Annotated in this window: 17 protein-coding genes and 1 pseudogene; 9 read left to right on the top strand and 9 right to left on the bottom strand. The window is 34.0% G+C overall.

All coding sequences use genetic code 11. The annotated features are described in order from the left end of the window. Window positions 1-194: 194 nt before the first annotated feature. The 3 genes from galE to rfbA are packed head-to-tail and all read left to right on the top strand — an operon-like array spanning window position 195 to window position 3,174. Entirely contained in the window at window positions 195-1,211 is a 1,017-nt protein-coding gene (galE, locus tag VB776_RS11025; protein ID WP_323328962.1) for a UDP-glucose 4-epimerase GalE, read from the top strand. A 32-nt stretch (window positions 1,212-1,243) separates the two neighbouring features. Beyond that, on the top strand, window positions 1,244-2,302 hold the full coding sequence (gene rfbB / locus VB776_RS11020) for a dTDP-glucose 4,6-dehydratase (RefSeq protein ID WP_323328960.1): 1,059 nt from the start codon (window positions 1,244-1,246) through the stop codon (window positions 2,300-2,302). 11 nt (window positions 2,303-2,313) lie between these two features. Next, window positions 2,314-3,174, top strand: coding sequence for a glucose-1-phosphate thymidylyltransferase RfbA (gene rfbA / locus VB776_RS11015; RefSeq protein WP_323328958.1), 861 nt, complete (start codon window positions 2,314-2,316; stop codon window positions 3,172-3,174). Window positions 3,175-3,221: 47 nt separating this feature from the next. Here the strand turns inward: rfbA and chrA are convergent, their stop codons facing one another. The 6 genes from chrA to VB776_RS10985 form a co-directional block, all read right to left on the bottom strand. Beyond that, complete coding sequence (chrA, locus tag VB776_RS11010) at window positions 3,222-4,388, bottom strand: chromate efflux transporter (protein WP_323328956.1); 1,167 nt, start codon at window positions 4,386-4,388, stop codon at window positions 3,222-3,224. Window positions 4,389-4,472: 84 nt separating this feature from the next. Further along, window positions 4,473-5,450 (bottom strand): isopenicillin N synthase family dioxygenase, encoded by a 978-nt coding sequence (locus VB776_RS11005; RefSeq protein ID WP_323328954.1) that lies wholly within the window; start codon window positions 5,448-5,450, stop codon window positions 4,473-4,475. A 106-nt stretch (window positions 5,451-5,556) separates the two neighbouring features. Next, window positions 5,557-6,306, bottom strand: coding sequence for a superoxide dismutase (locus VB776_RS11000; protein ID WP_323328952.1), 750 nt, complete (start codon window positions 6,304-6,306; stop codon window positions 5,557-5,559). 58 nt (window positions 6,307-6,364) lie between these two features. Continuing rightward, window positions 6,365-6,715 (bottom strand): hypothetical protein, encoded by a 351-nt coding sequence (locus VB776_RS10995; RefSeq protein ID WP_323328951.1) that lies wholly within the window; start codon window positions 6,713-6,715, stop codon window positions 6,365-6,367. Between the two features lie 34 nt (window positions 6,716-6,749). Further along, window positions 6,750-7,367 carry a recombination mediator RecR gene (gene recR / locus VB776_RS10990; RefSeq protein WP_323328949.1) on the bottom strand — a complete coding sequence of 206 codons (618 nt, stop codon included), beginning with the start codon at window positions 7,365-7,367 and terminating at the stop codon, window positions 6,750-6,752. A gap of 56 nt (window positions 7,368-7,423) precedes the next feature. After that, complete coding sequence (locus tag VB776_RS10985; protein ID WP_323328947.1) at window positions 7,424-7,705, bottom strand: ATP-dependent Clp protease adaptor ClpS; 282 nt, start codon at window positions 7,703-7,705, stop codon at window positions 7,424-7,426. Between the two features lie 87 nt (window positions 7,706-7,792). Here VB776_RS10985 and VB776_RS10980 point away from each other — a divergent pair, with 87 nt between their 5' ends. Continuing rightward, window positions 7,793-9,235 carry a sodium:solute symporter gene (locus VB776_RS10980; protein ID WP_323328946.1) on the top strand — a complete coding sequence of 481 codons (1,443 nt, stop codon included), beginning with the start codon at window positions 7,793-7,795 and terminating at the stop codon, window positions 9,233-9,235. A 52-nt stretch (window positions 9,236-9,287) separates the two neighbouring features. On the opposite strand, the gene VB776_RS10975 is transcribed toward VB776_RS10980, so the two are convergent. Continuing rightward, on the bottom strand, window positions 9,288-10,106 hold the full coding sequence (locus tag VB776_RS10975) for a septal ring lytic transglycosylase RlpA family protein (RefSeq protein ID WP_323328944.1): 819 nt from the start codon (window positions 10,104-10,106) through the stop codon (window positions 9,288-9,290). A gap of 257 nt (window positions 10,107-10,363) precedes the next feature. Between VB776_RS10975 and VB776_RS10970 the strand changes: the two genes are divergently transcribed. Next, window positions 10,364-12,322, top strand: coding sequence for an alpha-1,4-glucan--maltose-1-phosphate maltosyltransferase (locus tag VB776_RS10970; RefSeq protein ID WP_323328942.1), 1,959 nt, complete (start codon window positions 10,364-10,366; stop codon window positions 12,320-12,322). A gap of 56 nt (window positions 12,323-12,378) precedes the next feature. Next, window positions 12,379-12,828, top strand: coding sequence for a DinB family protein (locus tag VB776_RS10965; RefSeq protein WP_323328941.1), 450 nt, complete (start codon window positions 12,379-12,381; stop codon window positions 12,826-12,828). A gap of 2 nt (window positions 12,829-12,830) precedes the next feature. Here VB776_RS10965 and VB776_RS10960 read toward each other — a convergent pair. Continuing rightward, window positions 12,831-13,904 (bottom strand): annotated as a pseudogene (locus VB776_RS10960) (4Fe-4S binding protein); the annotation flags it as partial. A 5-nt stretch (window positions 13,905-13,909) separates the two neighbouring features. Then, window positions 13,910-15,250 (bottom strand): NAD(P)/FAD-dependent oxidoreductase, encoded by a 1,341-nt coding sequence (locus VB776_RS10955; protein ID WP_323328938.1) that lies wholly within the window; start codon window positions 15,248-15,250, stop codon window positions 13,910-13,912. Window positions 15,251-15,419: 169 nt separating this feature from the next. Here VB776_RS10955 and pyrR point away from each other — a divergent pair, with 169 nt between their 5' ends. From pyrR to glgB, 3 genes are all read left to right on the top strand, one after another. After that, window positions 15,420-15,956 carry a bifunctional pyr operon transcriptional regulator/uracil phosphoribosyltransferase PyrR gene (gene pyrR / locus VB776_RS10950; protein WP_184135852.1) on the top strand — a complete coding sequence of 179 codons (537 nt, stop codon included), beginning with the start codon at window positions 15,420-15,422 and terminating at the stop codon, window positions 15,954-15,956. A 1-nt stretch (window position 15,957) separates the two neighbouring features. After that, on the top strand, window positions 15,958-16,884 hold the full coding sequence (locus tag VB776_RS10945; protein ID WP_323328936.1) for an aspartate carbamoyltransferase catalytic subunit: 927 nt from the start codon (window positions 15,958-15,960) through the stop codon (window positions 16,882-16,884). A 339-nt stretch (window positions 16,885-17,223) separates the two neighbouring features. Then, on the top strand, window positions 17,224-19,242 hold the full coding sequence (glgB, locus tag VB776_RS10940) for a 1,4-alpha-glucan branching protein GlgB (RefSeq protein ID WP_323328934.1): 2,019 nt from the start codon (window positions 17,224-17,226) through the stop codon (window positions 19,240-19,242). Window positions 19,243-19,727: the final 485 nt, after the last annotated feature.

The following is a 19,727-nucleotide window of genomic DNA, read 5'->3' as shown; positions in this document are numbered from 1 at the left end:
CAAATTTGTGCTTCAGGTTCTTTTTTAATGATAATTCTTATTCAAAAAGCAATTATATATTTTTTGTTTTAGAAAGGCTTTATGCTAAATTTGTTTTTCACAACCTCATACTTATTATCAATTTGTGCAGAATATTTTGTACAAGCGATAATAACTTGACTTAACTCTTCCTTTTTTCTGGATTCACTTAAAATATGAAAATTTTAGTAACAGGTGGTGCAGGCTTTATTGGGTCTCACACAGTAGTTGAACTTCACAATGCTGGATACGAAACAGTCCTCGTTGACAATTTTTCAAACTCTGAAAAAAGTGCTATCACTGGCATAGAAACTATCATCGGACAATCAGTTACTTTGTATGAAGGAGATATTTCTGAGGCAGCTACATGGGATACATTATTCACTGAACAAAAAATTGATGGTATTATTCACTTTGCAGCGAATAAAGCCGTTGGCGAATCGGTAGCCAATCCTTTGAAGTATTACAAAAATAATATTTCAGCAACGGTATTGATGCTTCAAAAAATGTTGGAATATGGTGTAAATAACCTAGTTTTTTCTTCCTCTTGTACTGTTTACGGGCAACCTGATTCTCTCCCTGTAACAGAAAACTCAGCAGTACAACCTGCAATGTCTCCTTACGGAAACACCAAACAAGTTTGTGAGGAAATCATTAAAGATACTGTGAATAGCGAAAAGAACTTTCATGCTATTTCATTGAGATATTTTAATCCAATTGGTGCTCATGAAAGTGTCTTGATTGGTGAATTACCACTTGGTGTTCCAGCCAATCTTGTACCTTTCTTAACTCAAAGTGTTGCAGGATTAAGAGGAGCCTTAGCAGTATTTGGCGACGATTACCCAACACCAGATGGAACTGCAGTTCGTGACTATATTCACGTAGTTGATTTAGCAAAAGCACACGTTTCGGCATTAGATTTATTGTTGAAACAACCAGAAGGACAATATTATGATTTCTTCAATATTGGAACAGGAACAGGTAGTTCGGTTCTGGATGTGATTCACGCTTTTGAGGCTGCAACTGGATTAAAAGTTGATTACAGTATAAAACCAAGACGTGATGGTGATGTTGTAGCTGTTTATGCAGATTGCACAAAATCTAACGAAATCTTAGGTTGGAAAACCGAAAAAACATTAACTGATGCCTTAGGCGACGCTTGGAACTGGCAAAAAAAGTTAATTGAAAAATAAGGAATAACCATTTACTTACAAAATACTTGTTTATGAAGAAACTATTAATCACAGGCGGAGCGGGTTTTATTGGCTCACATGTTGTCAGACTATTTGTTACTAAATATCCTGAATATCAAATATTTAATTTGGATAAATTAACTTATGCTGGGAATTTAGAGAATTTAAGAGATATTGAAAATCAACCTAATTATACTTTTGTAAAAGGCGATATTGTTGATGCTAGTTTTATCGACGCTTTATTTGCAGAACATCAGTTTGATGGGGTTATTCATTTAGCTGCAGAGTCTCATGTTGACCGTTCTATCTCTGAACCAATGGCTTTTGTCATGACCAATGTTGTAGGTACTTGTAATTTGTTGAACGCTGCTAAAAATACTTGGAAAGCATCAGGTTATGAAGGAAAGCGTTTTTATCATGTTTCTACGGATGAGGTTTATGGAGAATTACACAATCCTGAAGATTTCTTTACAGAAACAACTCCTTACGATCCTCGCTCTCCTTACTCTGCTTCAAAAGCTTCGTCTGACCACTTTGTAAGAGCTTATGGTAATACTTATAAGTTACCCGTAGTGATTACGAACTGTTCTAATAACTATGGTCCGAATCATTTTCCAGAGAAATTATTACCTTTAATGATTCACAATATCTTGAATAATAAACCTTTACCTGTTTATGGTAAAGGTGAAAATGTAAGAGATTGGTTGTTTGTAGTTGACCATGCTAGAGCAATTGATACCGTTTTCCATGACGGAGTACTTGGCGAAACTTACAATATCGGTGGATTTAACGAATGGAAAAATATTGACATCGTAAAATTGGTTTGTAAAACCATGGACAGCAAACTCGGAAGACCAGAAGGAACTTCAGAACAGTTAATTACTTATGTAACTGACCGTGCTGGACATGATTTAAGATATGCCATTGATGCTACCAAAATCATGAATGAATTGGGTTGGAAACCATCTTTACAATTTGAAGAAGGTCTTGAGAAAACCGTAGATTGGTTTTTGAACAACCAAGAATGGCTTGATAATGTTACTTCAGGAAATTATCAGAAATATTACGATTCAATGTACACAAACCGATAAACCAAGACAAAATGAAAGGAATTATTTTAGCTGGTGGTTCGGGAACCCGTCTTCACCCACTAACCTTAGCAGTAAGTAAACAATTAATGCCTGTTTACGATAAACCGATGATTTACTATCCGCTTTCTATTTTGATGTTGGCGGGCATTAAAGAAATCTTAATTATTTCAACTCCTCACGATTTACCTCATTTCAAAAAGCTTTTGGGAGATGGTTCTCAAGTAGGCTGTAGATTTGAATATGCAGAGCAGCCCTTACCAAATGGATTAGCTCAGGCTTTTGTAATTGGAGAAGAGTTTATCGGTGATGATAAAGTCGCTTTGGTTTTAGGAGATAATATTTTCTACGGAAGTGGATTAAGTAAATTACTTCAATCTAACAACGATCCAGAAGGCGGAGTGGTGTATGCTTACCAAGTACATGACCCAGAAAGATATGGAGTAGTAGAATTTGATAATGATTTCAATGTACTTTCTATTGAAGAAAAGCCAGTTGAACCAAAATCAAATTATGCAGTACCAGGTTTATACTTTTATGATAACTCAGTGGTTGAAATTGCTAAAAATATCGCCCCTTCGCCAAGAGGAGAATATGAGATTACCGACGTAAACAAAGAATACCTAAAACAAGGTAAATTAAAAGTTGGTGTATTGAATAGAGGAACAGCTTGGTTAGATACTGGAACTTTTGTATCATTAATGCAAGCAGGACAATTTGTACAAGTCATTGAAGAAAGACAAGGATTAAAAGTAGGTTGTATCGAAGAAGTGGCTTACAGAATGGGATTTATTGATGAAGAACAACTCAGAAAAGTAGCTGAACCACTGGTGAAAAGTGGTTATGGTAAGTACCTTTTAGGATTGTTGAAGTAAAATAAGGAAAGCCATTTTGGAGTAACATTTGAAATGGCTTTTGTTTCCTAAAAGATAAAGCCTAATATCAGCCCTCCCAAGAATATAAAAAAGCTTGGAATCTTGGTAAATTGTAAGATTAAAAATGTAGCAATTACGGTGACAATCCCAATAATATCTACTTGCTTTACCATTGGAACGATAAAAGTTATGGCAGCCGCTAACGTCAATCCGATTGAAGCGGCATTTATTCCATCCAAAGAGGCTCTAATTCCTCTATATTGTTTTAGCTGTCCCCAGATTCGATAAACAAAAAATATCAAAAAAGTACCCGGCAAAAAAATACCAGCCGCACCAACAGCACTTCCTAATAATTGTTCCCACCAAGTGCCTTCTTTCATTACTAAAGTACCTAAATAAGAAGTAAATGCAAAAACTGGTCCTGGCAAGGCCTGGGAAAGTGCCATCCCAGTCAAAAAATCATCAGCTCTTACTAACTCTTTAAATTCTACAAATTCAGTGTAAAGAATTGGTGCAAGTACTTGTCCTCCTCCAAAAACTAAACTTCCATTACGATAAAAATTTTCAAATAAACGAATCGGTTCATAATCTGTAAAATGACCAAGTACTGCCAAAAATAATAGAAAAAGCCAAAACAAATTAAAGTTAGCCCAAGGAATAACCATTTTATGTTTCGTTTGATGGGGATAATCTTTATAATTGAATGCTGTAAATGTTCCTCCAATTATCAATGAAATAGGAAAAACCCAAGGCGACTGAAAATAGAATGCAAAGCCAGCGGCAAGAATCATTAATACTATCCCAGAAATATTTTTAATTACTTTATTTCCTAATACAAAACCTGCATGAATAATAAAGGCTACTCCTATCGGCTGGATAAACCTAATAATATCTCGATTCCTAAGATAGGTCATTCCAAAAGCTGCGGCAGTCATAATTGTTACTGCTGGAGTAATCCAAACAAGTAAAGTTAGATACGCTAAATTTGGTCCACCGATTTTGTAACCTAATGCAGTAATTGTTTGTGTAGAAGTAGGCCCAGGAAGAAATCCACATAAAGCTTGAAGTTCAAGTAATTCAGCTTCTGTGAGGTAATTCCTTTTTTTAACAAAACGGTCAATAAACATTGCCAAATGTACTTGTGGACCTCCAAAAGAAGTACAAGCAAGAATCAGAACGTCTTGGAGAAAGATGAGTCTTCTGATTTTTTTCATTTGGATAATAAATAGCTTTTATAAATTAAAAAACAAATCCATGAGATATTTTACAATCTCATGGATTCTATGTAAATAATAAAATTACTTCTTTAAGCCTAATTCAATTAGTCTTTCATTTAAAAACTCACCTGCCGTCATATCAACATACATTTTTGGATGAGTAGCATCAACACAAGATTCCAAACAAGTAAGGTTCATTTCCGAACGTGGGTGCATAAAGAAAGGAATTGAAAAACGAGAAGTCCCTAACTTTTCTTTTGGTGGATTTACCACACGGTGAATCGTTGATTTTAATTTATGGTTTGTTAGTCGATCCAACATATCACCTACATTTACCACAACATAATCTGGCAAAGAAGTAATTGGAATCCAAACACCATCAGCTCGTAAAACTTCTAATCCCTCCGCTGAAGCCCCCATCAATAAAGTAATCAAATTAATATCTCCGTGTGCGGCTGCTCTAACAGCTCCTTCAGGTAATGCTTCTGGATTAAGAATCGGAAAATAATGAATCGCTCTTAAAATAGAATTTCCATGTTTTACTTTTTCTTCAAAATAATCTTCTGGTAATTCTAAATACAACGCAATAGCCTTTAATAAGGTTTTACCAGCATTTTCTAGCGTTTTGTAAGTATGAAGTGTATATTTTTCAAAATCAGGTAACTCTTTTGGAAAAACATTATCTGGATATTCTTCCCAAATAGGATCTCCATCATCAACTTTAGGCTGACCAACGTGATAAAATTCTTTTAAATCTGGTACTTTAAAACCTTTAGCTGTTTCTTTTCCTTTACTAATATATCCTCTTTGTCCAGCAATTCCTTCAATGGCATATTGCATTTTTAATTCATCTGGAGAAAAGAAAAATTTCTGCACATTATCATAAAGTTTTTCAGTATCGTCATTGGTTAAACCATGATTTTTGATGGCTACGAAACCAATATTATTAAAAGCAGCTCCTAAATCTTGAACAAATTTTTCTTTACGTTCGGGATTATCCGAAAGAAAATCTGCTAAATCAAGTGATGGAATTGTGTCGAGAAGTGTTTCAGAATTCATGTTTGTAAATGTTATTTATCAAATTTCTCAATGGTTTTAAAAATGATAAACCTTTTCAAGCTTTCAAATTTGGTTCTGTACATATTTGTGTACAGAACCAAGAATATTATTTTGTGATATTTTCAAAATTCTTTGAAACAGCATCCCAATTTACAACATTCCAAAATGCAGTAATGTAATCCGCACGTTTGTTTTGATATTTTAAGTAATATGCGTGTTCCCAAACATCTAATCCTAAAATTGGAGAACCTTTCTTTTCTGCAACATCCATCAAAGGGTTATCTTGATTTGGTGTTGAAGTAATTACTAATTTCTTGTCTTGAACAATTAACCAAGCCCAACCAGAACCAAAACGAGTAGTTCCAGCTTTGGCAAATTCTTCTTTAAATTTATCGAACGAACCAAATGTTTTGTTGATTTCTTCCAATAACTCACCTTTAGGAGTACCTCCGCCTTTAGGAGACATCACATTCCAGAAAAAAGTATGGTTCCAATGTCCACCTGCATTATTTCTAATAGCAGCTGGTGCTTTGCCTGCTTCTTTTAAAATATCCCACAAAGATAGCTTTTCGTAAGGAGTTCCAACAATTGCTTTGTTAAGGTTATCAACGTAAGCCTTGTGATGACGACCATGATGAATTTCCATCGTCAACTTATCAATATTTGGCTCTAAGCTTTCAGGACCATAAGGCAATGCTGCTAATGAAAAAGGTGCTGATTCTAAAACAACTTCATCCAAAGTAAGCTTTGGTAATTTATCGTTATAACTTCTTCTTAATGAAAAACTAAATGAATTTAAACCAGACAATGCAAAAGCCGATGCCAAAGTTGTCTTTAAGAAATTTTTACGGTTCATTGGATATTTTGTTTGAAATGTTAATGAAATCTAATTTCCCTTTTTTAATAATTTGAGATTATTTTTCAGGAGTAACTCGATTCGATTCTTTTGGAGAAATAATTACTAAATGATGATGAATATCTGCTGGTGGTTGCACTACTGGCATTTTTGACATTTGTGCCAAATCTGGTTTTACAATGATTAAATTATCAATATTTTCTACAGATTTTTTTATTTGATCTAAACCGATTGGCTTTTGAGGAAATCGTTTAATATTATTCTTCTGCTGATACGAATGTAAATAATCTTTCATCATCGGAGATAACAATGATGAAGCAGATGAATCTGGTTGAGCTTTCAGTAAGATTTGACTTTTAACGAGCGTGGGCAAAATAGCCAAAAGAACAATAAATAAGATTTTTTTCATGACTAACAGGTTTTACAAATTTTATCATTAAATTTTACTCATATACAATTCTGCTTACAATACTTCTTCCTAACGTTATTTCATCTGCATATTCTAAATCTCCACCGATAGGTATTCCTCTGGCAATCGTTGTAATTTTTACACTAAGCGGTTTAAGTCTCTTTGTAAGATAGAACGCCGTAGTGTCTCCTTCCATTGTAGGACTAAGCCCTAAAATAATTTCTTTTATCGCTGCATCAGTATTTTGTTTCTCTGCAATACGATTAAGTAATGAATCTATATTCAAATCTCCAGGACCAACTCCTTCTAATGGTGAAATGATTCCTCCTAAAACATGATAGAGTCCACGGAACTGAGAAGTGTTTTCTATCGCTAGTACGTCTCTAGTATCTTCCACTACACAAAGTACAGATTCATCTCTTTTAGGATTTGTACAGATTCCACAAAGAGTATCATCTGAAATATTATGACATTGACGACAATACTGTGTTTTTGTTCTCATAGCCGTTAAGGCTTCAGACAGATGGAGCGTCTGCTTTTCATCTCTTTTTAATAGATGTAAAGCCATTCTCAATGCTGTTTTTTTCCCTATGCCTGGTAATTTTGAGATTTCTTCAACAGCATTTTCTATGAGTTTGGATGGATAATTCAAGAGTTTGGGGAATGTTGATTTTGAAGTAATTGAAAAATTTTACTGAAAAAACGTGCTTATTGAACCTCCGCAGCAATTCCACGACGACAAATATCATTTCTCATCGGAGCGAGTTCTTCAAAAGTACCTTTTTTCACAGCACATTTACCCTTGAAATGAATCAATAATGTACATTGTTCTGCTTGTTCAGCAGAATGTCCACACACATCTATCAGTGTTTCAATCACAAACTCGAATGTATTTACTTCGTCATTAAACACGATGAGGTCACATTGATCTACCCCAACAACTTCTTCTAATACATCAACTTCTTCTTCGAATTGTTCAAATGGTTGCATTTGTAAAAATATTTATCTTTTAAAATGATAGCAAATTTAACAAAAAATATCAAATTTGATGTTCACAAAACTGAATACCAAAAATTTATGACTACAGGATTAGCTTTCGGGATTTTAGCCGTTTATTTTCTAATGCTTATAATAGTTGCCCATTATACTTCTAAAGGTGCCGACACTAATACTTTTTTTACAGCAAACAAACAATCTCCTTGGTGGCTAGTTGCTTTCGGTATGATTGGAACGTCAATTTCTGGGGTTACGTTCATTTCTGTACCGGGTGATGTTGGTAAAGTATCGCTTTCTTATTATCAGATTATATTAGGCAATTTAGTTGGTTATTTTGTAATTGCAACGGTTTTACTTCCTTTATATTACCGATTAAATTTAATTTCAATTTATACGTATTTAGATAAACGATTAGGGAAGATGTCTTATAAAACTGGCTCTTCTTTTTTCTTGTTAGCCCGTACTCTGGGTTCTGCTGCTCGTTTATTTTTGGCAGTTCAAGTACTTCAATTAGCCATTTTCGATGCTTGGAATATTCCTTTCTGGATTTCTGCTTTAGTAACGATTGCCCTTATTTGGGTTTATACTTATCGTGGTGGTGTAAAAACAATTATTGTTACAGATACTTTACAGACTTTCTTCCTATTGACAGCATTGGTTTTAACAATTTTCTTGATTGCAAACAAACTAGATTTAGGTGTTGGCGGATTAGTTTCTACCATTCAAGAAAGTAAATATGCTAAAATGTTCTTCTTTGATGATTTTTCTTACAAACACCATTTCAGCAAAGATTTTATCGCAGGTATTTTTATTGCTATTGTAATGACTGGGCTTGACCAAGACTTGATGCAAAAAAACCTTACCTGTAAAAACATCGGCGAAGCACAAAAAAATATGTTTTGGTTTTGCTGTACTTTCGCTGTAACCACTTTGCTGTTCGTTTGCTTGGGAGCCTTACTTTATATCTATGCCGACAAAATCGGTTTCCAAATTCCTGAAAGAACAGATTTACTGTACCCTAAATTAGCATTAGGCGGAGAATTTGGAATGCTAGCTGCGGTTACTTTTTTGTTAGGAATTACTGCGGCAACTTACGCCAGCTCAGATTCAGCACTAACTGCATTGACAACAGCTTTTTGTATCGATTTTATGCACATTGAAAAATATGAAGAAAAACAAAGAAACAGTATCAAGCATTACACTCATATTGGTTTCTCTGCTCTTTTTTTTATCATCATTTTGATATTCAATGCAATAAGTAGTCAGTCTATTATTTCAACGGTATTTAATATTGCTGGTTATACCTATGGTCCACTTTTAGGACTATTTTCTTTTGGACTTTTCACCAAGATGCCAATTAAAGACAAGCTTGTGCCTTATGTTTGTATCGCCGCTCCTATCCTAACTTATGTAATCGACGTTAATTCAAAGGAATGGTTAAATGGTTATCAATTCGGATTTGAGAAATTACTGCTCAATGGTGCAATTACCTTTTTGGGATTATGCTTGATTAAAACAAAGTAAAACCTTCTTCTTAACAAAAAATGGATGTCAAGTAAAATTGACATCCATTTTTTTATAAATTATAATGAGAACGAACAACACCTGTATAACCTTGTTGAGAAAGCCAAACGGTTTTTTCATTCGCTAATTCTTTTGAATAATATTCTCCAAAAAGTAATCTGTATAGTTTACCATTTTCTTTGAGAGCTACTTGTATAAATATTTCTTCCTTAGGAATTCCCATTTTTAGTAACTCATCATATAAATCTCTTACAAAACCTAAATTTGTCAATGCCGTAACTTGCACGGCATATCCTTTTGGGAATTTCTCTGTACCATCAATATCATAAGTTCTTTCTGCCGAAAATGGTGGATTTGAAGATGTTGAATTAATGTAAAGATTGTTTTCATAACTCTTTCCACTATCTTTTGAAAGTACTTCTCTCCTTTCAGGCATTATACTATCTGCAATTCTCTCTGATGCTCTTTTATGAGTATTCGAAGCAATTGGCGAAAGTACTTCAATTCGTACTCTTGCTTTTCCGCTTGCCATCATGCCAAGTCTGGATGCGGCTTCTTTAGAAAGATTGATAATTCTATCCTCTTTTTCGCATTCGCAATAATCGTTTACTCTCACTTCGACAGCATGATTATTTTCAAGGTTAATCACTTTTAAAATCGTATTCAAAGGATACCTAGAATGTGAAGCAGTGAGCTGGGTATCATCATACCTTTCACCAAAAGAGGTATATTTACCCTTTAGATGAGCCGCATAATAACGAGCAATGCCTTCTTCGGCAAAGCTTTTTGTAGGAATTTGTTCAATGATAGAGGCAAAGGAGGAAGCTTTTACCAATAAAAATAGGGTTGAGTAAGCGATGATCTTTTTCACAGCGTTTTTTAATTTATAAATTTAAAGCTAACAATATACTACTTAGAATATCACAAATAAGTACAAGTTTTTCATCAGATAATAAAAAACATATACTCTTATCTTATTAAATCAGGCAACCATGTGAAATTAATTACTTTTTGCTATAATTACATAAAAATTAATGAATTTACATGCCATTTTTTTAGTCTAATTTTAGAATATTGTACTTCTAAGTACTTTATAATTAAATTTTTAACCATTTTGATATACAAAGTATGATTTCAAAAACAATTCAAGGACAACAAAGGGTAATCATTGAAAATGTTAGTCCACAGCTCAATGCAGGACGCTTCGCTGTAAAAGCATTTATGGGCGATACCATTAGGGTTGAAGCTGATATTTTCTTGGATGGACATGATCAATTAAGTGCAAGATTACTCTACAAGTTTTCAACAGACGAAGCTTGGACTGAGAAAAAGATGAGTTTCGTCAACAACGACCGCTATGAAGCATCTTTTGAAGTTTCAAAGAATGGTTTTTATACTTATACGATTGAAGCATGGGTTGACCATGCCGCTACTTGGGAGCATGAAATTGATATGAAAATCAAGGATGGACAATTAGTCAATGTTGAACTGTTGATGGGTGCTAACATTCTTGACAAAATGACTAAAATAGCATCAAAAGAAGATAAAACTGAATTAAAAGCTGCTGCAAAAATTTTCAGAGATAAAGATACTTATAACGAAGCCATTGCTTTCACCCACAGTGCAAAAATGCACCATTGGATTGAGCAATATCCAGATAAACAGTTTATAGTTACTCATAAAGAACTAAAGCTTTGGGTTGATAGAGAAAAAGCAGCATTCTCGTCTTGGTACTCAATGTTTCCACGTTCTGCCTCCTCTAAAAAAGGACAACATGGAACATTTAAAGATGTTGAGGAAAATGTACTTCCACGTTTAAAATCATTAGGTTTTGATGTTTTATATATTCCGCCAATTCACCCAATTGGTAAACAATTCAGAAAAGGGAAAAATAACAGTACCACTTGCGAAGAAGGTGAACCAGGAGTACCTTATGGGATTGGCTCTGAATTGGGTGGACATACAGCTATTTTACCAGAATTAGGTACTTTAGAAGATTTAAAACATCTAATTGCTACTTGTAACGAAATGGGAATTGAATTGGCTTTAGATTTAGCCATTCAATGTTCACCAGACCACCCTTGGGCAAAGGAACATCCTGAATGGTTTAAAATTCGCCCAGATGGAACAATTCAATACGCAGAAAATCCTCCAAAAAAATACCAAGATATTTATCCCATTAATTTTGAATCTGAAAATTGGCAAGGGCTTTGGGAAGAATTGAAAAGTGTAATTATGACTTGGGCTGAATGGGGAGTAAGAATCATCCGAGTTGATAATCCACACACAAAAGCTTTTGGCTTTTGGGAATGGATTATTGGGGAAGTACAAGCTGTTTATCCTGATATGATTTTTTTGGCTGAGGCCTTTACAAAACCAAAAGTAATGGCTCAATTAGCTAAATTGGGTTATACCCATTCTTATACTTATTACACTTGGCGAAATACAAAAGCTGAACTAATAGGCTATATGAATGAATTAACAAAAACTGAACAAGCTTTATACATGCGTCCAAACTTCTGGGCAAATACGCATGATATTCTTCCTTGGTGCTTACAAACTGGTCTTGAACCAATGTTTATCATTCGTTATTTCATGGCGGCTACGCTTTCGGCCAATTATGGAATTTTCGGGCCTGTTTATGAATACATGTTTAACGAAGGAAACCCAAATAAAGAAGAGTATAAAAATTCTGAAAAATACGAAATTAAACATTGGGACTGGCAAATGGAAAACAAACTAACCCATGTTATCCGTAAAACCAATGAAGCAAGGATTGAAAATTCAGCTTTACAAAGAACTAATAATATTACTTTCTGTGATATTCAGAATGACCAAGTATTGGCTTATTTGAAAACGCATCCGAATGGAAATAAGATTTTATGTGCAGTCAATCTTGACCCACACAATCGTCAAGGAGGAAATGTGCGAATTCCTTTGCATTTAATTCATAAACATCCTGACCAAGAGTATATCGTTCATGATTTGATTACTGGTGCAAAATATGTTTGGCGTGGTGAATACAATTTTATTGATTTGGACCCACACATTATGCCAATGCACTTATTTAGAATTGAAGATATTTAGAAAACCAAAAGAGCTTTTCTCCACAAATGAGAAAAGCTCTTTAAAATCATCTTTGTATGAAAGAAGCAATTATAAAATTATTTGAAAGAGATTTGAAAGTTCTTATCAAAGAAATAGAACAGTACCCTGACGAAAACCTTATCTGGCAAACGGTAAAAGGAACAAATAATTCTGGTGGAAATTTAGCTTTGCATTTAGTAGGAAACTTGAAGACTTATATCGGCAAAAATTTAGGAAACATAGATTATCTTAGAAATCGTGAACTTGAATTTTCAGCAAAAAATATTCCACGACAAGAAGTACTTCAAGCTATCAGTGAAACATTAGACGCTGTAACAATTACACTTGCTCAATTAAGCCCCGACGAATTATCAAATACTTATCCAGAAAATGTATTGGGTTACGAAATGAGTACGGAGTATTTCCTGATTCATTTACACGGACATCTTACTTATCATCTCGGACAAATCAATTATCATAGAAGAATCATTAGTGAAATAACGTAAAATTATTTTGTTGAAATATTTTCCAAATTAAGTACTCCACGTGGGCAAACCTCAGCACAAATGCCACAACCAACACAAGAAGCTCTGACAATATCTTGTCCTTTTTGTGCATAAGCCCTTACATCAATGCCCATTTCACAAAAAGTAGAGCAATTCCCACAAGAAATACATTGACCAGCATTTACGCTGATTCTGTATCGTGATTTATATCGCTGAACAATTCCTAAATAAGCCGCTAAAGGGCAACCAAATCGACACCAAACACGGTTGCCCATTAATGGATAAAAGCCCGTTCCGACCACTCCAGCAAAAACACTTCCAATCAAAAAGCCATAAATGTATCGGATAAAATTGGTGTCGATAATTCCGAATAGTTTACTTTCTTTGGTAAAAAAAGTATAAAATACTCCCACTGTCATTATTAAAGAGAATGAAAGTATTCCATAAATTGAATAGCGTTCAATTTTCCATGCTTTTAAAGATTTATCTGATAATTGTCTGAATGGGTCTCCTACAGTTTCTGCTAATCCTCCGCAACCGCAAACCCAAGAACAATACCAGCGTTTTCCAAAGAAGTAAGTCATTACTGGAACGCCAATGACAAACAGAAAAACGCCCCAAGCCAACATAAAATAACCAATTGTACCAGCAGCTATTTTCTTTTCGATATTATAATCGAAAAAGAAGGCATAATCTAAAGGAAAAATATTTTTAAAATCTTGATACGGTAAATTCAATCGAGCAAGTAATTCTGGAATTAAAAAAGCAAAACAGGTTTGAAAGAACATCACTGAAATAGTTCTTATTTTCTGATAATTGTTGTGGCGATATTTACGAATCATCCTGATTCCCATTCCTAAAATGGCAATCGTGTAAATGAATCCATAAAAAAACCATTGATCAGCCACTTTTCCTTTAATAATTAAACTTATCGGGTCTGTCAAGGAAATAAGCCCTTGAATGGATGCTGGAAACCAGTAGAGAAGTACATAGAAGATAATTAGCAAACTGCCAATCATCATTCCAAGCCATCCTCTATTTGTTGCTGAGCTTTGAAAAATATAATTACTATTCATTACGTCTAATTAAAAATCTTTGAAATAAAGTTTGTGATACTTTTATTCTTTTTTATCAGGATGGGCTTTTCAGGATACTCCAGATTATACTTTTCAAGCATGGCATTGATGAAAGGTTTTGAAAACTCTGGATTAAAATTGGCGTCCTCAAAATGTACTAATACATGTTGAATTGTATTTTTATCTCGAATCCATTTTTCACAAGTAGCCTGTCTCAAACGAATTCCCAAAGCATGGATTCCAATGACACTGTTACTTTCAGCATCATAATTAATTCTTATACATTGGTTATTTTCAGCATTCCCCCAATAGAATGTTCGTTCATTCGCAACTAAAATCTGTGCTATTTTACCATAAACTTGGTATTCTATCTCAAAAAACTTAGCAGAATTGTAAAAAATGTCTGGTTCATACTTCGTTAGACTTCCGCAAATACTTTTAGCGACAGTTTCTCCCATTAATTTTCCTGAGTACCAAATTTGTTCAATCGCCTTTCTTCCACTCGGAGGATTCCTATGTTCTACACAATCGCCAATGGCATAAATATCTGGTTCACTTGTTTTCAAATATTCATTCACTAAAATACCTTTTTGGCTTTCTATTGAAGTATTTTTTACTAAATCAATGTTGGGACTTACTCCTATTGTCAATCCAACAAATTCACAATCTTTTTTTTCATCTTTTGAAGTTAAAATACTAACAACACGCTGATTTACAGAACTATGAACCTCTTTTAATTCAGTATTAATTAATACTTTAACACCCATTTTCGCTAGATGCTGAGTAACGATATTAGCCTCTTCAATCGGTAGTACATTTCCCCAGAAAGCATCTTCTCGGATTAAAAAAGTAACTTCAATATTCCTAGAAATTAACATTTCGGCTAATTCTACGCCAATCAAACCTCCTCCTACAACTACCGCTTTTTTTATGTTTTTAGTATTCTCTTCTAACTTCTCTAAATCTTGCAAATGATAAAGCCCTTGTACTCCTTTTATATCAGGATTAATATTAGGCAAAGTATTATAATTTGAACCTGTCGCTAAAATCAATTGGTCGTACTCAAGTAATTCTTTAGTTAACTGTAAATTTTTCCTTTCAATATTGATTGATTCTACTTTATCATACTTTAATTCTATGCGATTTTTCTCCCAAAACCAATTTTCATAAGGTTTTGTATGTTCGTACTTCATTTGTCCCATATAAATATACATGAGTGCAGTTCTCGAAAAAAAGTATTTTGATTCTGATGAAATAACCGTGATTTTATAATCGCTTAGTTTTCTGATGTGTCTAGCCGCAGTAATTCCAGCAATTCCATTTCCTACAATGACAATATGTTTCATGCTTGATTCTTAAAAATCTTTTTCGAATTTACGATAAATTGATGGCTAGTGATTATTTGAATGTATCATAAAATAAAAAATTCTACTTCCATCATTCAGCAATCCGCAAAGGATACTATCTTTGTGCCACGATTCTCTGGCATCGAGGTCAATTAATCACAAAAACTCAATGCAACACAAACTCATCCTATCCAGTCCTCTACTAGGTATTACCATTAGTCGTCTCTGTCAAGAATTGATTGAGAATCATCAGAATTTCGAAAATTCTGTGATTATTGGCTTACAACCAAGAGGTATTTTCTTTGCTGAAAGAATACATCAAGAATTAGAATCAATTACTGGTGTTAAAATTCCTATTGGTTATTTAGATGCAACTTTCTATCGTGATGATTATCGTCGCCGTGAATTGGTGAAAGCTAATGCTACCAAAGTACCTTTCATCATCGAAAACAAGCAAGTAATTTTAGTTGATGACGTTCTGGCAACTGGCCGAATGGTAAGAGCAGCACTAGATGCGATGACGGCTTTTGGGCGTCCGAGCAAGGTTGAATTATGTGTATTGATTGATAGAATTTACAACAGAGATTTACCCATAAATCCTGATTATGTTGGTAAAAAAGTAAATACCCTTGCTACCGAAAAAGTATTAGTAGAATGGAAAGAACAAGGGCATGAAGCCGATAACATTTGGTTAATTACAAAATAGCATGCAAAAACTAAGTACTCGACATCTTTTGGGGATTAAGGATTTAACACCCGACGACATTGAACTCATTATGGCTACTGCCAAGGAGTTCAAAGAAGTAATTAATCGCCCCATCAAAAAAGTACCTTCCCTACGTGATGTAACAATTGCTAACGTATTTTTTGAAAACTCAACTCGTACAAGGCTTTCATTTGAACTGGCAGAAAAACGTTTGTCTGCCGATACCATCAATTTCTCTGCTTCTGGAAGTTCTGTTAAAAAAGGAGAAACACTTCTTGATACTGTAAATAATATTTTGGCAATGAAAGTAGATATGATTGTGATGCGTCATGCTAGTCCGGGCGCTCCTCATTTTCTTTCAAAACATATTTCCGCCAATATTGTCAATGCTGGAGACGGAACCCACGAACACCCAACTCAAGCATTGCTAGATTCATTTTCAATGCGTGAAAAATTAGGGACAGATTTAGCAGGAAAAAAAATCGCAATTATTGGTGATATTTTACATTCGAGAGTAGCCTTATCAAATATTTTTGCACTACGTAAACAAGGAGCTGAAGTAACACTTTGTGGTCCATCAACTTTGATTCCTCGCTATGTGAATGAATTAGGTGTAAAAGTTTCACATAATGTAAAAGAAACTTTAGCTTGGTGCGATGTAGCCAATGTACTGAGAATTCAATTAGAAAGACAACAAATAAAGTATTTCCCTACGCTTAGAGAATACTCTTTATACTTCGGTATCAACAAAAAAATGTTAGATGATTTAAACAAAGAAATCATCGTAATGCACCCAGGGCCAATTAATCGTGGGGTTGAACTTACTTCTGATGCCGCAGATTCTCATCATTCAATTATCCTTGATCAAGTTGAAAATGGTGTTGCTGTAAGAATGGCAGTACTTTATTTATTGGCTGGTCAAAATTAATTTCTACTCTTACTCATAGTATTCCTACAATGCTATGAGTAAGCTTCTTTCTTCTCATTCCTTTTCTTGTTTAATTTTTTTTCTATTGTATTAAATTACGAATCAGGCTCACAAAAGGCAAAACATTGTATATTTGATAAAAAAATAGATTATTCCACGAAACCATAAACAAAAAAGGACAATCAAACTCATTTCAATTTTATTATCGGTATTTTACAGTTCACTAACTAATGATGAAATAAAATTGTATGAGCTTAACCGAATCTATTTCAAAAGAAATTTTATATTTACAAAAAGACATCAAATCGCTTTGCAAAAAATCCATTAACCATAATTAAAATGGCAAAAACGTCCAAAACAACTACTCAACCAACCGAAACAACTAAGAAAAAAGTAAGTAAAAAAGAAGTTGTAGAAGTACCAGAAGAAATCCAAACACCAAGTGCTCCAGTAATTCTTAAAAATGTAGAAGTATTCAGTCGTTTTTCTGATTTCGACATTAATCTCTTTAAAGCTGGAAAACACTACCGATTGTTTGAAAAATTTGGCTCACACATTACAGAATGTCAGGGTGTACAAGGTGTTTATTTTGCAGTTTGGGCTCCTTCCGCAAAATCAGTATCAGTTATCGGTAATTTTAACTATTGGGATAAAGGTAGTCATCATTTATTTGTACGTTGGGATGCTTCTGGCATTTGGGAAGGCTTTATTCCTTACATTGGTAAAGGGGAAACCTACAAATTCTGTATTGAAACACAAAATAATGGTTTCATTGAAAAAATGGATCCTTATGCCCAACACTTTGAAACACCTCCTCGAACAGCTTCAGTAGTTTGGGATAACTGGTATGAATGGACAGATTCAGACTGGATGTCAAAGCGTCATACAAAAAACGCTTTGACTTCACCGATGTCTGTTTATGAAGTACATGTGGGTTCTTGGAGGAGAAAAGAAGGAAATGAAAAACTTTCTTTTGTAGAATTAGCAGACCAATTAGTGAATTATGTGAAAGAAATGGGCTTTACGCACATTGAATTCATGCCAATAATGGAACACCCTTATGAACCTTCATGGGGTTATCAAGTACTTGGATATTTTGCTCCTTCATCTCGCTTTGGAACACCTCAAGACTTCATGTATTTGGTAGAAGAATGCCATAAAAACGATATTGGTGTATTACTCGATTGGGTTCCTTCTCATTTCCCTGGAGATGCACACGGATTATACGAATACGATGGTACTCATTTGTTCGAACATCCAGATATGCGTAGAGGTTATCATCCAGACTGGAAATCTTATATTTTCAATTATGGTAGAAACGAAGTACGTAGCTTTTTAATTTCAAATGCTATTTATTGGTTAGAACGCTACCATGCGGATGGTTTAAGAGTTGATGCAGTTGCATCAATGCTTTATTTAGATTATTCTAGAAAACATGGCGAGTGGGAACCTAATATTTTTGGAGGAAATCACAATCTTGAAGCCATTTCTCTTTTTAAAGAATTGAATGAAACGATTTACTCACAGTTTCCAGACATTCAGATTATCGCTGAAGAATCTACTTCATTTACGGGCGTTTCTAGACCGATTTATGCTGGAGGTTTAGGCTTTGGTCAGAAATGGATGATGGGCTGGATGAATGATACATTAAATTACTTCCAAAGAGACCCAATGTATCGTCGTCATCACCAAGACCAATTAACATTCTCTACGGTTTACGCTTTTACTGAAAATTTTATGCTTCCGCTTTCTCATGATGAGATTGTCTATGGCAAAAAATCTTTAATAGGAAAAATGCCAGGCGATGAATGGCAAAGATTTTCAAATTTAAGGCTTCTCTTTTCATACATGTTTACTCACCCAGGTACTAATCTGATTTTTATGGGTGGAGAGTTCGGACAAACATCTGAATGGAATTTTGAAAAAGGATTAGATTGGTGGTTATTAGACCATGCTCCGCATCAAGGCATTCAAAACCTTATGAAAGCACTAAATAACTTATACAAAACTGAGCCTGCTTTATATGAAAAGCAATTCTCGCATGAAGGCTTTGAGTGGATTGATACTTCAGATAGAGATAATTCAGTAGTTGTGTATGCAAGAAAAGGCAATGTTCATAAAGAACAACTTATCATTATCTTGAATATGACGCCAGTTCCGAGAGATAATTACAGAATTGGTGTACCAATGCAAGGAATTTGGAATGAAATTTTAAACTCTGATGAACATCATTTCGGAGGAAGTGGAAAAACCAATAAATCAGTAATCATGGCCGAAGAAATTGCTTGGCAAGGAAAAGCCTATTCCATTTCTTTAACAATACCTCCACTCGGAGCAAGTATTCTTAAAGTTAAGTAATAAAAAAGGGATGATACAATAAAAAGTATCATCCCTTTTTTTATAGCATATAAACAAAAAAAAGACCTATGAATCCGCCAATTCAAGGGTCTTTTCAAAATCATCATACAACAAATAAATAAATTTACTTGTCTGTAAATAATATTTAAAAACTCTTTTTTACCGCCATAAAATAGAATCTATAAATATTATTGTAATTATCAAATAGTAAATTACCGCCATAATTTTGTTATTTGATTAAGTAAAATTAACACAAATACACCGATGTTGTATTTAAAATGCTATGATTTTTACAAGAATTACACGAAGTAAGAATTTAGCCATTCCAAGCTAAAATTTTGATGTGAATTTTAAGAATTTGTTATTTGAGTGAAAAAATATGATGATTTAAGTGTCTTTTAATTTAGATTTCTTAATCAAATATTCATCAATAAGTCTATTGGTGGTTGTGAAATTTATAAAAAAATAAAGACTCGATGCATTGC

The sequence above is a fragment of the Arcicella gelida genome (assembly GCF_034931025.1).
Classification (GTDB): Bacteria; Bacteroidota; Bacteroidia; order Cytophagales; family Spirosomataceae; genus Arcicella; species Arcicella gelida.
The sequence above is the reverse complement of the archived record's forward strand: the minus strand, read 5'-3'. Positions and strand labels throughout refer to the sequence as shown.